The 14592-nt window shown below is 59.5% G+C and carries 17 protein-coding genes and 1 tRNA gene; 4 read left to right on the plus strand and 14 right to left on the minus strand.

The genetic code is table 11. From position 1 onward, the window contains the following. Window positions 1–2: 2 nt before the first annotated feature. From L53_RS06460 to L53_RS06490, 7 genes are all read right to left on the minus strand, one after another. Window positions 3–1301: a type II and III secretion system protein family protein gene (locus L53_RS06460; protein ID WP_051607666.1), complete on the minus strand. Its 1299-nt coding sequence runs from the start codon at window positions 1299–1301 to the stop codon at window positions 3–5. After that, window positions 1301–2182, minus strand: a complete 882-nt coding sequence (gene cpaB, locus L53_RS06465; RefSeq protein WP_198019755.1) for a Flp pilus assembly protein CpaB — start codon at window positions 2180–2182, stop codon at window positions 1301–1303. Before cpaB ends, L53_RS06460 begins: the two co-directional genes overlap by 1 nt. A 188-nt stretch (window positions 2183–2370) precedes the next feature. Continuing rightward, complete coding sequence (locus tag L53_RS06470) at window positions 2371–3360, minus strand: threonine/serine dehydratase (protein ID WP_034813387.1); 990 nt, start codon at window positions 3358–3360, stop codon at window positions 2371–2373. Between the two features lie 49 nt (window positions 3361–3409). Beyond that, window positions 3410–4288, minus strand: a complete 879-nt coding sequence (galU, locus tag L53_RS06475; RefSeq protein WP_034813389.1) for a UTP--glucose-1-phosphate uridylyltransferase GalU — start codon at window positions 4286–4288, stop codon at window positions 3410–3412. A gap of 114 nt (window positions 4289–4402) precedes the next feature. Further along, window positions 4403–4684 carry a hypothetical protein gene (locus L53_RS06480; RefSeq protein ID WP_034813390.1) on the minus strand — a complete coding sequence of 94 codons (282 nt, stop codon included), beginning with the start codon at window positions 4682–4684 and terminating at the stop codon, window positions 4403–4405. A 77-nt stretch (window positions 4685–4761) separates the two neighbouring features. Continuing rightward, complete coding sequence (locus L53_RS06485) at window positions 4762–4998, minus strand: hypothetical protein (protein WP_034813392.1); 237 nt, start codon at window positions 4996–4998, stop codon at window positions 4762–4764. Between the two features lie 87 nt (window positions 4999–5085). Further along, window positions 5086–5853: an SDR family NAD(P)-dependent oxidoreductase gene (locus tag L53_RS06490; protein ID WP_034813394.1), complete on the minus strand. Its 768-nt coding sequence runs from the start codon at window positions 5851–5853 to the stop codon at window positions 5086–5088. A 59-nt stretch (window positions 5854–5912) separates the two neighbouring features. Between L53_RS06490 and L53_RS06495 the strand changes: the two genes are divergently transcribed. The 3 genes from L53_RS06495 to L53_RS06505 are packed head-to-tail and all read left to right on the plus strand — an operon-like array spanning window position 5913 to window position 8818. Then, entirely contained in the window at window positions 5913–7034 is a 1122-nt protein-coding gene (locus L53_RS06495) for a Re/Si-specific NAD(P)(+) transhydrogenase subunit alpha (RefSeq protein WP_034814243.1), read from the plus strand. Continuing rightward, entirely contained in the window at window positions 7031–7396 is a 366-nt protein-coding gene (locus tag L53_RS06500) for a proton-translocating transhydrogenase family protein (protein WP_084333183.1), read from the plus strand. The genes L53_RS06495 and L53_RS06500 overlap by 4 nt, the downstream gene beginning before the upstream one ends. A gap of 3 nt (window positions 7397–7399) precedes the next feature. Next, the gene (locus tag L53_RS06505) at window positions 7400–8818 is read left to right on the plus strand and encodes an NAD(P)(+) transhydrogenase (Re/Si-specific) subunit beta (protein WP_034813397.1); all 1419 of its coding nucleotides are present in this window, start codon (window positions 7400–7402) and stop codon (window positions 8816–8818) included. Here L53_RS06505 and folK read toward each other — a convergent pair. The 5 genes from folK to L53_RS06530 form a co-directional block, all read right to left on the minus strand. Then, window positions 8815–9339: a 2-amino-4-hydroxy-6-hydroxymethyldihydropteridine diphosphokinase gene (gene folK, locus L53_RS06510; RefSeq protein WP_198019756.1), complete on the minus strand. Its 525-nt coding sequence runs from the start codon at window positions 9337–9339 to the stop codon at window positions 8815–8817. The genes L53_RS06505 and folK overlap by 4 nt on opposite strands. After that, the gene (gene folB / locus L53_RS06515; RefSeq protein WP_034813399.1) at window positions 9332–9697 is read right to left on the minus strand and encodes a dihydroneopterin aldolase; all 366 of its coding nucleotides are present in this window, start codon (window positions 9695–9697) and stop codon (window positions 9332–9334) included. Before folB ends, folK begins: the two co-directional genes overlap by 8 nt. Next, window positions 9694–10530 (minus strand): dihydropteroate synthase, encoded by an 837-nt coding sequence (gene folP, locus L53_RS06520; protein ID WP_034813401.1) that lies wholly within the window; start codon window positions 10528–10530, stop codon window positions 9694–9696. Before folP ends, folB begins: the two co-directional genes overlap by 4 nt. 391 nt (window positions 10531–10921) lie before the next feature. Further along, window positions 10922–11323, minus strand: coding sequence for a hypothetical protein (locus L53_RS06525; RefSeq protein WP_034813404.1), 402 nt, complete (start codon window positions 11321–11323; stop codon window positions 10922–10924). A 185-nt stretch (window positions 11324–11508) separates the two neighbouring features. After that, window positions 11509–11584 (minus strand) — tRNA-Lys (locus L53_RS06530). A 98-nt stretch (window positions 11585–11682) separates the two neighbouring features. Here L53_RS06530 and L53_RS16305 point away from each other — a divergent pair. Continuing rightward, entirely contained in the window at window positions 11683–12084 is a 402-nt protein-coding gene (locus tag L53_RS16305) for a hypothetical protein (protein ID WP_051607667.1), read from the plus strand. 255 nt (window positions 12085–12339) lie between these two features. Here the strand turns inward: L53_RS16305 and tgt are convergent, their stop codons facing one another. Together tgt and L53_RS06545 are read right to left on the minus strand one after the other, a co-directional pair. Then, window positions 12340–13482 (minus strand): tRNA guanosine(34) transglycosylase Tgt, encoded by a 1143-nt coding sequence (gene tgt, locus L53_RS06540; RefSeq protein WP_034813408.1) that lies wholly within the window; start codon window positions 13480–13482, stop codon window positions 12340–12342. Between the two features lie 45 nt (window positions 13483–13527). Beyond that, window positions 13528–14520 (minus strand): amidohydrolase, encoded by a 993-nt coding sequence (locus L53_RS06545; protein ID WP_034813410.1) that lies wholly within the window; start codon window positions 14518–14520, stop codon window positions 13528–13530. Between the last annotated feature and the right edge of the window lie 72 nt (window positions 14521–14592).

The raw sequence follows: 14592 nt of genomic DNA on the forward strand, positions 1-14592 counted from the left end.
GTTCAGTCTCCTTCGCCAACCAGCGGCGCATGAGTGGTTTGGTTCATGAGAAAGAATTCTTCTTCCGTCGGTTCAGCAAATGCGTCGAGCGGAGTCCGAAGCATGGAAGGGTGCGGAGTAGGTTGAACCAGACGCGGAATGATGATGATCACCAATTCGCTTTCCTGACGCTGATAGCGCTTGGAAGAGAACAAGGCGCCCAATACCGGCACATTTCCAAGCCACGGTGTCTGCCGAACATCATTGGAATAATCATTCTGCAACAGGCCCGCGATGGCAAAGGCCTGTCCGTCATGTAGCTCTACCGTTGTATCGGCGCGACGGACGGAAATACCTGGGATCTCGATGTCTTGGGCTCGGATACCATTGTTTCTGTCAAGCTGGGAAACTTCCGGGCGCACCCGCAAATTCACAAGCCCGCCACCCAAAACGGTCGGCGTGAAATCGAGGCTCACGCCAAACTTCTTGAATTCGACCGATACCTGGCCATTCTCGCTTGAGACCGGAATGGGGAACTCGCCCCCGGCCAGGAAGCTCGCCGTGTCGCCTGACAAGGCCACCAGATTAGGCTCAGCCAGCGTACGCACGATTCCCTTCTCTTCAAGGGCGCGCAGTTCGACATCAATATTCTCTCCACCGACATTGGTGAACAGGGCAACCGTCTTGGCGGCCAGTCCGGACACGGTCGATGGCTCCGTGAAAGCAACCGCGTCGCGCCCATCCATGGAATTACCAAATCCGATTTCTTTCACCGCGCTGCGGCTGGCTTCCAGGAACCGCACCTCCAGCAGGACTTGCTGACTCTGACCAACAGACAAACCATTGGCCACACCACCCGGAACATAGCGCTCGGCCACCTGCACCGCCATATCCGCCGCAGCGGCCGTGGTCAGCTTGCCATCCAGGAACACGCCATCATGCACGGGATAAACATCAATACGCTCGCCCGGCAGCAAATTTTCCAGATCAGCCCGCAGTTCATCAAGGCTCAGCTCAACTTCAACATCAATCAGTTCAGAGATCTCGCCTTCCGCATTGTAGATGAGCACGGTCGTTGAACCGGGCACCTTGCCACGCAGGAAGAAAGACCGGTTGGAAGTTGCCATCGCTTCGGCGATATCAGGGTCGGCTACGACGAGCGTGGAAAATCCCTGATCGGACTCGATGACAGTCGAGCGTCCCTTTTCTAGCACGAGCACCTTGGCGTCAGGGCCGGTCGTGCGCTCGGTCCAGGCATGCGCCGGCGCAATGGCGACGACGCCAACAACCAGAAGAAGCAGGATATAAGTCAGTTTAGGCATCAGTTCGCCTCCTCGGTCAGCGGCTTCGGCTGCGCGACAGGCGCGGTTATACTTGTTTCACGGTCCCCATTGATGACGCGCACGGTCGCCGTTGTTGCGCGCTTGGGCGCCGCGCGACGAACAGGGGCCTTCTTGGGCTCCGCCTTCACAAGCGTGATGACATCGGCGTCCTCTTCGCGTCCGATCAATGCCAGTCCCAGTGCGCCTTGCATACTCACCGCACCCAGGCGGAGTGCGCCTTCTGGCGACACTTCCAGAGTTACCGTGCTGGAGGGACGTGCGCCCTCAAGGTTCGATTCGAATGTCTGATCGACCGCCAGCACTTTCACACGCTTGAGCACAGGGCGCGCAATCAGGTCCGATGTGACACGCACGGCATCGCTGCCAAACGAGTTTGCAGACTGGCCAGGTTCACGCTGAATGAATTCGTTCACGTCGACCCTGTCGCCGGGCAGGACGAATCCAGCGACTCCGGTATCACTCCGTACCGTGATGGCCACCGCACGCATGCCGGGCTCGATGGCAGACGCAAGGGTAAGCAGGTTTCCGGCCGCGTCGAGCTTCTCCAGCATAATCGGTTCGCCGGGCAAGATCGGGCCGCGTGCATATAGGATTTCCGACAGTTCTTCCGTCGAGGCCAGAACACCTTCGGGAACAGAGTCACTTGGCCACTTAATGGCTTTCACATTGCTGACCGAGACCTCCTCACCTGCTTCGATCGCTGCAGATGCAACGAGAACAGACGACATCTGGACCGCCGGTGCCGCGATCTGGGCCGTCGCGTCATTGGAATTCGACGTCATGTAATAGCGGCCAAGAAACACTGCTGCGATGCCCAGTATCGCAGAGAGACCAAGACTGATCAGGGGTGCGAGTTTCATTCTGAATGCCCTCTCCCGCGCAAAATGCGCAATCATCAGCATTCATGATTAATCTTCAGGCGATAAGGTCTCTTGAAGACTTGTAGGGAAATCTAAATCACGAACAGAACCGCGCATTAACCATGCCGCAACTGTTTCGCGGCCAGTTCTTAAAATTCAGCACACGCATGTTAATCTGCTAGGCCGATTTAGCCTCTCAAGACAGTGGAGAACATGTCTGCGTCGACGTTCCCGCCCGTGATAAGCACGCCGACCCGCTGTCCGTGCATCTCGGATGGCAAGCCCTTCACTGCGGCCGCCAGCGCTGCTGCCCCGCCCGGCTCGGCCACGACCTTCAAGTAACGGAAGGCCAAGCGCATCGCCTCGCGCACCTCATCATCCGAAACGACCAGCCCACCGCTCAGCAACCGCTTGCCGAGGGCAAAAGTGATCTGGCCGGGCATGGGCGTCAGAATGGCATCACAGATCGACCGCGTCCCAGGCGGATTGCTGTGCCGCTCGCCTGCTGCTAGCGACCGCGCCCAATCATCATGCCCTTCAGGTTCGGCCGTCCAAATTCTTGTTTGCTTCGATAGTTCGGCCATCGCGATCGCCACGCCCGTGATCAGCCCGCCACCACCAGCACAACAGATCAGATGGTCCAATGGCGAACCTAATGCTTCCATCTGGTGCGCAAATTCGAGCCCGGCGGTGCCTTGCCCGGCCACGATGTCTCTGTCGTCAAAACTCGGCACAACGACCGCGCCGCGGTCTTCGGCGATCCGGGTCGCGATCTCCTCGCGGCTTTCGGTCTCCCGGTCATAGAAGTGAACCACGCCGCCATCTGCCTCGACGCCTGCCACTTTTATACGGGGCGCATCGGATGGCATCACAATTATCGCGGGCATACCCAGCAAACGCGCGGCCCGTGCAACGCCCTGTGCATGGTTGCCAGAGGAAAAAGCCACCACGCCCGCTGCGCGTTGCGCCGCCGGGACTTGTGACAGACGATTCATAGCGCCGCGTATCTTGAAGCTACCAGTCACCTGCAGGCACTCAGCCTTGATAAACAGTGATCCGCCAGCAAGGGCGTCCAGCGCCTCATGCGTCAAAATCGGTGTCTCACGCACAACGCCCCGCACACGGTCAGCGGCAGCAAGTACATCCTCGAAAGATGGTAGCGTGTCAGCAGTAGTCATGCCGGTGGCCTAACCCGAACCGGCATGCCCTGCAATGCAATAGGATCGACTAGAGTTTGTCGAGCATCGCCCTGGCGAGTGCCTTGGCGTCTTCGCCTATCTCGTCATTGGCAAGCGCATAACCCAGTACCGCTTCGAAATAGCCAAGCTTCGAACCGCAATCATAATCCTGCCCTTCATACTCGTAGGCATAGAAGGACTGGACTTCCATCAGGCGAGCCATGGCGTCCGTCAGCTGGATCTCGCCGCCAGCGCCCTTGCCCTGGCTTTCGAGCAGGCCGAACACTTCGGGCTGGAGAATATAGCGACCCGTGATCTTGAGGTTAGATGGCGCGTCGGCGACAGGTGGTTTCTCAACCATGCCCGTCATCTCAATCAGGCGTCCGTCGCGATCATTCCCTTTCGGCGCAATGACGCCATAAGATGACACCCGATCCATCGGCACCTGGTCCACGGCGACGATATTCCCACCGACCTTGTCATAGGCTTCCACCATCTGCGCGAGACAGGATGGGCTGCCCTTGACCAGAACATCCGGCAGCAACACGGCGAACGGCTCGTTGCCGACAATATCTCGCGCACACCAAACAGCATGGCCAAGCCCCAAAGGCGATTGCTGGCGCACAAAGCTGGCGGAGCCCGCTGGAAGAGTGGTCTGCCTGACCTGTTCCAGAATGGCCTTCTTGCCCTTGGCCTCCAGCGCGACTTCAAGCTCGTAAGGGATGTCGAAATAGTCTTCGATCGAGCCTTTGTTGCGCCCGGTCACGAAAACGATGTGCTCAATCCCGGCTTCCAGCGCTTCATCAACGACATATTGGATAGCCGGCCGGTCGACGACTGGCAGCATCTCCTTCGGGATAGCCTTCGTCGCGGGCAGGACTCGCGTGCCAAATCCGGCCACAGGAAGAACAGCTTTTCTAACGCGCATGAACAGGAAGCTCCTTGGAATTCAACATGGGGCCGTGAAAGGCCACCTATGTGGGGTTCTAAGCAGACTTGAACTTAGATCGCGTTAACTCAGAGCAATAAAATGGCCGTAAGTCTAAATCCAGCCAAGGCTGTACAAGCTTAACGCACCAACGCTGCACGCAAGTGACAAAACGAGCATTGTAGCCATGGACCGCTTGACCGATGGTGCACGTGTCCCACGCATCTCGGCTTCGAGGAGGCTCTGCAGTCGCCGCGCGGGGGATGGCGCGGCGGGATAACGCGGCTCGGACAGGCTGGCGGATTGCATGTTCGCTTGCGCCATATCTTTGGATTTCGCGGCTTCCTGGGCGCTTGATTCGTCTGGAATCGCCGGCTTGCTTTTCGGAAGGGCCATCTGAATTCTCCGGTATCTGCCAGAGAGTGTGCCAGATGAGACCTAACCGATAGCTAACAAAATTGGATGGACTGAGGTCAGAGCGGGACCGGTCCGAAGAAAACGCCGCCGTCTGGCGCTTCATAGCCATTCGAGCAGCGCAATGTGCCATCAGAACCGCGATCATCCAGAACGATAAAGGTCTTTAGGCGGGTCTCACCGAATTGGCGCGCTTGCGATACGGTCTCACCGCCATCGCTGCGCACTGTTGTCGCCGATGCCATGCTTCCCGAGATCATTACGGCGACACCGGTAGACAGGATTTCCTTGAGCATGTCTCGGCCTTCTGGGGGTTACCCGAAATTTACCAACGATAGGGAGCGAGCGCCGCCTATATTCGTCCGGCCCGAAAACTTCAAGAGTTAAAGCGGGGTCAACGTATGCCCTCCATCCACAACCAGTGTAGATCCCGTCATATAGCCGCCCTGCTCCGACGCCAAAAGCAGGAGCGGACCAGACAATTCCTCATAATTTCCGAACCGACGCATCGGGACCCGCTTCGCCATTCTCTGGCCCGCTTCCGAATCGAGAAACTCATCATTGATCGCAGTCTTGAAATAACCAGGCGCAATCGCGTTCACCCGAATTCCATGTCGAGATGCCTCAAGTGCCATTGTGCGAGTCAGATGATTCACCGCAGCTTTTGACGCTGAATAGGCCGAGATCATGTTTGACGGCCTGAGCGCGGTGATTGATGCGATATTTATGATCGAGCCGCCAGAGCCCGCATCGATCATGGCCTTGGTTGCGTGTTTGGCGACTCGCCACACACCGGTGAGATTGGTCTCAATAACAGTGTCCCAATCCTTTTCAGGCATTTCCCAGAACCATCCCTCACGCGACATTCCGGAATTGTTGACGAGAACATCGCACGGACGACCGAGCGCTTCGCGAATCTCTGCAAACGCCCCCGTAACACTGTCGTCCGAAGTCACGTCCATCTGTACAGGCAACGCCTTTCCGCCGCGCTTTTCGATGCTTTCTGCAACTTCTTCCAATCGGTCCAGCCGGCGCGCCGCAAGCACGACATAGGCCCCTGCATCGGCCAGAACATGGGCAAAATGCTGGCCCAAACCGCTTGATGCTCCGGTGATCAATGCCGTCTTATTAGTTAAACTGAACAATCTCATGCCCTCCAAACAGAAAATTCGTGTTGCACGCCGCAATATTTTTCCTCTATCCCAGCCATATGAAAATATCTGTTCTGAGGGAGCGACGAGCTGGTGAGACCCGTGTGGCGGCTACACCAGAAACCGTCAAGAAGTTGGTGGCCTCCGGCCACTCGGTAACAATTGAGTCCGGAGCGGGCACTGTCGCAGGGTTCCCTGACGACAGCTTTTCTGAGGCGGGGGCTACCCTCGCACCAGACGCGGCCGCGGCAACCAAGGGGGCCGACATTGTCTTCAAGGTGCGCGCACCGGAAGACGGCGAAGTTAGCTCCCTGCCCGACGGCGTCGCGCTAATCGCGTTGATGGACCCCAGCAATCTGGACGCAAGCCCGCTTAACGGAAAGAAAATCGCGTCCCTGTCCATGGAATTCACCCCCCGCATCACGCGCGCACAAAGCATGGACGCCCTGTCGTCCCAATCAAACCTTTCCGGCTATCGCTCAGTCATTGAAGGTGCGCAGATCTACGGCCGCGCCATGCCGATGATGATGACCGCTGCCGGCACGATTGCCCCGGCCAAGGTCTTTATCATGGGGGTTGGGGTCGCAGGCCTGCAGGCCATTGCCACGGCGCGCCGCCTCGGCGCCGTCGTCACCGCAACCGATGTGCGCCCCGCGGCGAAGGAACAGGTTGCCTCGCTCGGCGCGAAATTCATCGCGGTCGAGGATGAAGAATTCAAGGCGGCTGAAACTGCCGGCGGTTATGCCAAGCAGATGTCGCCGGAATACCAGGCCAAGCAGGCAGAACTCACGGCCAGCCACATCACCAAGCAGGACATCGTCATCACGACCGCCCTGATTCCCGGCCGCGCCGCGCCGGTCCTTGTCACCGAGGACATGGTGAAGACCATGAAGCCAGGTTCGGTCATCGTCGACATGGCGGTCAGCCAGGGCGGCAACTGCCCGCTCTCCAAACCTGATGAGATCGTGGATGTGAACGGCGTGAAAGTGGCCGGGTTTTCGAACCTGCCCGCGCGCCTTCCTGCCGACGCCTCATCGCTGTTCGCCAAGAACCTCCTCGCCTTCCTGCCGCTGGTCACAGCCGAGGATGGCAGCCTCAATCTCGACACCGATGACGAAATCGTCACCGCCATGCTGCTCACGCGCAATGGCGAGACGGTGAACGAAAGGATCCAATCATGAAGCGCGCACTCTTGACGCTTTCCACGGCCAGCTTCGCGCTGCCCGCCTTCGCAGATGCTGGCGGCGTCGATTCGACCGTCTTCCTCGCCGCTATCTTCGCGCTGGCCTGTTTTGTTGGCTACTATGTCGTTTGGTCGGTAACCCCGGCCCTGCACACGCCTTTGATGGCCGTGACGAACGCCATTTCGTCCGTCATCATCGTCGGCGCGCTCGTGGCGGCGGCCACGGTCGGCCTCACCTCCGACAATTGGGTGTCCAAGATCCTCGGCACGATCGCCGTGATCCTTGCCAGCGTGAACATCTTTGGCGGTTTCCTCGTCACCCAGCGCATGCTGGCCATGTACAAAAAGAAGGGGGACTAAGACATGGACTCCTTCCACTCCACCTGGGCGCCGATGCTTTATCTCGTCGCCGGTATTCTCTTCATCCTCGCCCTGCGCGGTCTCTCCAGCCCGGCGACCAGCCGCGCAGGCAACCGCAATGGCATGATCGGCATGGCCATCGCTGTCGGCACGACGCTGGCGCTGGTCTGGTCACAGCTTGACCTGCAGACTTGGGGCCTGATCCTCGGCGGCGTCGCCATCGGCGGCACGATCGGCGCGATCATCGCTCGCAAGATCCCGATGACCGACATGCCGCAGCTCGTCGCCGCCTTCCACAGCCTTGTAGGCCTCGCTGCGGTGCTCGTGGCGGCCGCCGCGCTCTACTCTCCGGTCAGTTTCGGCATTACCGGCATCGCAGGCATCAAGGCAGCGTCGCTGATCGAACTCGGCCTCGGCTCCGCTATCGGTGCGCTGACCTTTACCGGCTCGCTGATCGCGTTCGCCAAGCTCAATGGCAACATGTCCGGCTCGCCGATCATGTTGCCGGCCCGCCACCTGCTGAACATCGCGCTGGCTGTCGGCATCATCATTCTGATGGTCATCCTGATCCAGTCTGACGGTTCGGCTCAATGGGCCTTCTGGGGCGTCACAGTGCTTGCCCTGATCCTCGGCATCACGCTGATCATACCGATCGGCGGCGCGGATATGCCAGTCGTGGTCTCAATGCTGAACTCCTATTCGGGCTGGGCCGCAGCGGCGCTCGGTTTCACGCTCGGCAATTTCGCGCTCATCATTACCGGCGCGCTGGTGGGGTCGTCCGGGGCGATCCTGTCCTACATCATGTGCAAGGGCATGAACCGCAGCTTCATCTCGGTCATCCTTGGCGGCTTTGGCGGCGATGATGCCGCCGCAGGCGGCGCAGGCGCAGATGCCGATCGTCCGTTCAAGCGCGGCTCGGCCGAAGATGCAGCCTTCATCATGAAGAATGCTTCTAAGGTTATCATCGTACCCGGTTACGGCATGGCGGTCGCTCAGGCCCAGCACGCGCTGAAAGAGATGTGCGACAAGCTAAAAGAAGAAGGCGTCGAAGTGAAATACGCCATCCACCCCGTTGCGGGCCGGATGCCGGGTCACATGAACGTCCTGCTCGCCGAAGCGCAGGTGCCTTATGACGAAGTCTTCGAACTCGAAGACATCAACTCGGATTTCCGCAATTCCGAAGTTGCCTTCGTGATCGGTGCCAACGACGTCACCAACCCGGCCGCCAAGACGGACAAGACCAGCCCGATCTATGGCATGCCAGTCCTCGACGTCGAGAATGCCGGGACGGTCCTGTTCATCAAACGCTCGATGGGTTCCGGCTATGCCGGTATCCAGAACGAACTCTTCTTCCGCGACAACACGATGATGCTGCTCGCAGACGCAAAGAAGATGGTCGAGGATATCGTGAAGAACCTCTAGGCGCTTCGGAGCGACGCAAACCGACGCGTTGCCGCCCCATCCAATACACAAATCTGATCGGCCGCCTTCTTTTTGAGGGCGGCCGATTTACTTGTTACAGTGCCATCTTCCAGAGCCCAGTCCGACGCAATCTCCGCCAGCGGCTCCAGCACGAACCGGCGCTCCGCCATGCGCGGATGCGGGATGGCCAGCGTCTCGGTATCCATCTCCACGCCTGCCATCAGCAGAACGTCCACATCCATCTCGCGCGGTCCCCAGCGCAAGCGTTCCTGTCGCCCCAGTTCGGCCTCCACGGCCTTGCAGGCATGCAGTAATTGCAGCGGCCCAAGATCGGTCTCGATCAGCAGGCAGAGGTTCAGGAAATCCGGCTGGTCCGCCACTCCCCAGGGCGCGCTTGCATAGAGGCCGGAGATCGCGGTCACCTCAATGCCCGGCATTTGCTCCAGCCGGTCCGCCGCGTGCGCCAGCGCCGCCTCGCGGTCACCCAGATTGGTGCCGAGGCCGAGCGCAGCCTCAGCCATTACGGGTTCGTGTGATCGAGACGCCGACATGGTCCACCAGATGCCGAATTGGCGCCGACGGCTTGCGCACCGTGACGGTGACTTCTTCGACGATGTCCCACTTGGTCAGGATCGCATCGGCGATGCGTTCGGCAAAGGTTTCGATCAGATTGAATACGGTCTTCCCAGACAGGTCTTCGGCAAGGTCACAGACCTCCCCATAATGGACCGTCTCTTCCATCTGGTCGGTTGACGTCGCCGGCTGGCCGAGGCGGCAGTCGATGTCGATGAAGAATTTCTGTCCGAGGGATTTCTCCGCCTTGTGGACCCCATGGAACCCATGAAGGCAAAGGTTTGAGACAAAGATGCGGTCGGTCAAATGGCGCTCCCAATGGCTTGAAACATGTCGAGCGCCTCGCGGTGCGCGGCGACATCATGGACACGAAGAATCGTTGCGCCCCGGTAGACGCTGTCGAGGCCGGCGGCAAGCGTCCCGACAAGACGATCCTCCACGGGCTTGCCCGTCATGCGTCCGATAAAGGACTTCCGGGAGACTCCGACCAGGACCGGACATTGGGTATCGACGAGCACATCCAGGTGCGCGAGCACGCCGAAATTCTGATCATACGTCTTGGAAAAGCCGACGCCCGGATCGAGCAGGATGTGTGCGCGGGGAATACCAGCACGATCGGCCACGTCGAAGGCGCGCCCGAAGAACGCTGTCATGTCCTCGCGGATGTCTATGTCGCCATCCGTTTTGCCGCGATTGTACGTGATGCAGACAAGGCTTTCAGTCTCGGCCACGGCGCCGGCCATGCCCTCATCCTTGGTCATGCCCCAGACATCATTCACAAGCACCGCGCCCGCCTCGGCAGCGCGCCGGGCGATCTCGGCCTTGTAGGTGTCGATGGAGAGCGGCAAGGCGTCCGGTCCGGCAAGGCGTGTAATGGGCTCACGCACGCGGGCCCATTCGTCTTCGAGGCTCACCGGATCACCTCCGGGCCGTGTCGACTCACCGCCAATGTCGAGAATGTCTGCGCCGTCCTCGGCCATTTGCCGGGCATGCGCTTGCGCAGCGGACAGGGTGTCATGCGCGCCGCCATCGGAAAAAGAGTCAGGGGTCACATTCAAGATGCCCATGATCAGCGGCGTTCGGGCCGCGAGCCGCTTCAGCAGGTGGTCTCGAACCGCGATCCGCGCAAGCCTATCCATATACGCATCCTTTCCGGTTGGCAGCGTTACCGTCTCAACAGGTCAGGAACAACGGTTCCGCTGCCACTATCCTCTGCCAATGCGCGACTTTCTCCAGCATTTTCAATGCTCATATCCGCTCAAATCCAACCGGGTTGAATACGGTGTAGAGTGATGTCTGTCGGCGGCCTACGGCATGGCTGCTGGCTTGACGGTCCGGAGCGTGAGAGAGGGGAATCAGCGTCCCTTCTTCCTGCTCCCGGCGGATGGAAGCGGCTTCGCGTGCACTCGGGGCTACTATTGTTTACTCCATCCATAAAAAAGGCCCCAGCGTCCGGAGTTTTGCTCCATCCGCCAGGACCTGATCGCAACACCGGATGGGGTTTGCCCCAGTCCGGCTCTTTTTGCTGTTTTACTGTTTGGTCTCCACCCCCGGGTCGTTTTGGGAATAGGCGTCTTCGAGTTCGTGAGTGTCTGGAGACTGTTTCAATGCGCCCGCCTTTGTGTCTTCGGCACCAGTATCGGCATTGAGCGTCTCGGGGGCATTGGGATGACGCCCATCGCGCGGCATCAGGACGGGGTTCTTGCCCTCATCCAGACGCTGAGCACGTTCTGCGGCGGTGCCTGGGGCCTCAGGTCGGTCCTTCTGACCGTCATCCCGCAAGAATCCGTGCTCGCCGTCCTGCGGCTGGTCGTCCGTGCTGCGGTAGCCAGCCTGATTCGTATCCTCGCGGCCGGGGGTCTCGCCATCACCTCGCTGCTTGCTGAGGTCGTTCTGGCGCTGGGTATCGAGATCTGTTTCTTGCTTGTTCATGATGAGTCTCCTTTCGGAAAACCAACGGGCGACAAGCGCGAGATGTTCCGAGGAGACGTGGCCGGCGGGGTTAAATCGGGGTAATCGGAGAAGACGCAGATGTCTCAGCTACACCTCAATCATTCTTTTCCGATTTTCGATCCTGTGAATCGAAAATTTTTGACTTCGTCAAAAAAGGAAAAGAATGGTGTGCCCTACAGGGTTCGAACCTGTGACCTACTGATTAAAAGTCAGTTGCTCTACCAGCTGAGCTAAGGGCACGCCGGAACGCGCGATTTAGGCGACCAGAACCGAGCGGTCAACCGCCTCTTGCATTGTATGGCTTGAAGTCGCCACAATTTTCGCATCACCCTCGCCGCATGAGACGTACATGGCCCCTTTTCCTTACACTTGCAGCAGTTGGCGCATGCGCCAGCCAACCTGCCCCGACAACACAAAAAACCGCTTCGACCGGCAACCTGACCGAAAATGTCAGCGACGCGGCCGGCAGCGCCTACACGCAGACCCGTTCGGGCCTGTCGGATGCTGCGCTTTCGCCGCTTGAGGATTTCAACCTGCGCAGGGAAGAAATCCCGCCCATTCTTAAAGGGGTGCAGAGCCCCTACGAACTTCCAGAGAAAATGAGTTGTGAGGAAATCGAACAGCGATTGGCCGACCTTGATGCCGTGCTTGGCCCTGACTGGGATACGCCGGTTCCGGATGAACGTCTTCGCACCGAGAAGCTGGCGGATTCAGCCGCGCCTCGGAAGCCCGCGGCCTGATTCCGTTCCGGGGCATCGTCCGTAAAGCTACGGGCGCGGAAAGCCACGAGAAGAAGTATAATCTCGCCTACAAGATCGGTGCGCAACGACGGGCATATCTGAAAGGCATGGGCCTCGCCATGGATTGCCCCCTGCCCGCTCGTCCGGACTTCGCCGCAGAGCGCGACCCAACGGCGGTCACCTTCAAGGGCGATGCGCCGACTATGCCGAATTCAGGCGCGTATGACGCCTATCAACAAAAGCAACTCGACAATCTTACCCCTGTTGGTCCTTCGGAGCCGACTTCGTCGACGCCCAAGCCGTCTGAAGTCGATGACGCAGGGCTTGAAACCGTCCCTCCGCAATACTGAGCCGAATTTCTTGCATAAGAGCCTGAAAGAAAGCCGTATTGTGCCAGCTGAGCAGCATGGGCCCGAGATACTCACCCGCCTTGAAGAGGTGGTGATAATAGGCGCGTGAATAGTCCTGACTGGCGTTGCAGTTCACTGCCTCGTCGAGCGGTGAAGTGTCTTCCGCGAACCGCGCATTCTTGACGTTCACCGGCCCGTCCCAGGTCCAGGCCTGACCGTGGCGACCGGACCGCGTGGGCAGGACGCAGTCGAACATATCGATGCCACGCGCGACGCTTTCCACCAGATCGATCGGCTTGCCGACGCCCATCACATAGCGTGGCAAATGGCCCGGCAGGTGCGGCACCGTCATGTCGATGGTGGCACACATCTGGTCATGCCCCTCACCCACAGCGAGCCCGCCGAGCGCGATACCCCCAAAGCCTTGCGAGACGACGCCTTTGGCGGACTTCTCGCGAAGGTCTGCGAAGTTTGATCCCTGCACGATGCCGAACAGGGTCTGGCCCTCGCGGTCGCCAAAGGCGTCCAGGCTCCGCTGACCCCAATCAAGCGACAGGTCGAGGCTACGCTCGGCCTCTGCGTGCGAACAGGGATAATCGGTGCATTCGTCAAGCTGCATGGAGATGTCGGCGCCGAGCAGGTCAGCCTGGATCTCGATGCTGCGCGCCGGCGTCAGCCGGTGGGTGGAGCCGTCAATATGGCTCTGGAAGGTGACGCCGTCGGCATCCATCTTACGGAGCTGTGCCAGCGACCAGACCTGGAAACCTCCGCTATCAGTCAGCATCGGGCCATCCCAATGCGCGAAGCTGTGCAGGCCACCAAGGCGTTTCACGCGCTCTGCGCCGGGCCGCAGCATGAGGTGATAGGTATTGCCGAGGATGATATCTGCCCCGGCGTCCTTCACCTGGTCCATATAGAGCGCCTTGACCGTGCCGGCCGTACCCACAGGCATGAAGGCCGGCGTGCGGATTTCGCCGCGCGGTGTCTTGAGCGTGCCCGTACGGGCCTTGCCCTCGGTCGCCTTGATCTCGAATGGAAATGTCGTCATAGGCCGAGGCCTATAAAGTCTATGCTGGCCCCTGCCTAGGCGTGGCTACAGCCGGTAGATGCGCCGCGCGGTTTCCGTGAACAGCGCGCGTTGCTCCACTTCGGAGTATTTGGCGGCAATTTTCTTCAAGCCATTCCACAGGACCGGGTAGCTGATGGACCAGCGATCCACCGGGAAGTTGCTCTCGAACATGCAGCGGGCTGCACCGAAACAGTCGATCATGTGATCGTAATAGCGCTGTTGGGCCAGCACGAATTCGTCCGAGGTCGGCGGCGTCTCACGCTCATGCCAGCCCCAGCCATTGTCCGGCATGGCAAGGCCACCCAGTTTGGCGACGACGTTCGGGCAATGGGACAGGTCGGCCATGTCATCTTGCCACTGCTCGAAGATCTCTTCGCGCTTGTCGGCATATGGGCCGATACCGATGGGCGTGCCGAAATGGTCGAGCACCATGGTCGTGTTCGGCACCGCCTTCACCAGGTCGAGATAGTCGCGGTTTTGGTGGTGATAGTGCCATGTGTCATAGGACAGGTCGTGCTCGCCCAGCAATTGCACGCCCCGGCGGAAATCTTCATCCGCATAGAGACGCTCAGGCGCCCGGCCCGGAATGCGCAAGGTCGCGCCGCTCGTGTCGCGTGAACCCGCATGGCGGATGCCGCGGAACAAGCCGTTGGCAGCCTCCCGGTGAGCATCAAGTACTACTTCCAGATGCGGACCCCGAAGGTCGGCATGCCCGACAATCCCTGCGATACAGGGCCCGCCCTTCGTCTTCATCTCGGCTGCAGCGGAGGCCACGAACTCGGTCTCGCCGACGGGTTTGAGGTGATCCGGTCCATCCTCGCGATAGGCCGCACCGCACTCCATGAACACCGTCTGCACGACATTATGCCCGCTGGTCAGGTCAGCGAGGAATTCCGGCACATTGTAGTACATGTCCGCCTGGGGCCAGAGATGGTGATGCGGATCGATGATCTCGCGATCAGGATCGACAATATCTTCCTGAACCTGTGCCAGCCAGTCGCTATTGTTGAACACCATCTGCGCTTCCTCCTGCTTTTAGGAGGAGTGTGAGCCCCAGAAACGCGAAAAGCCAGCCCCAAGGCTGGCCTT

The organism is Hyphomonas sp. L-53-1-40 (genome assembly GCF_000682775.1).
In the GTDB taxonomy this organism is placed as follows: Bacteria; Pseudomonadota; Alphaproteobacteria; order Caulobacterales; family Hyphomonadaceae; genus Hyphomonas.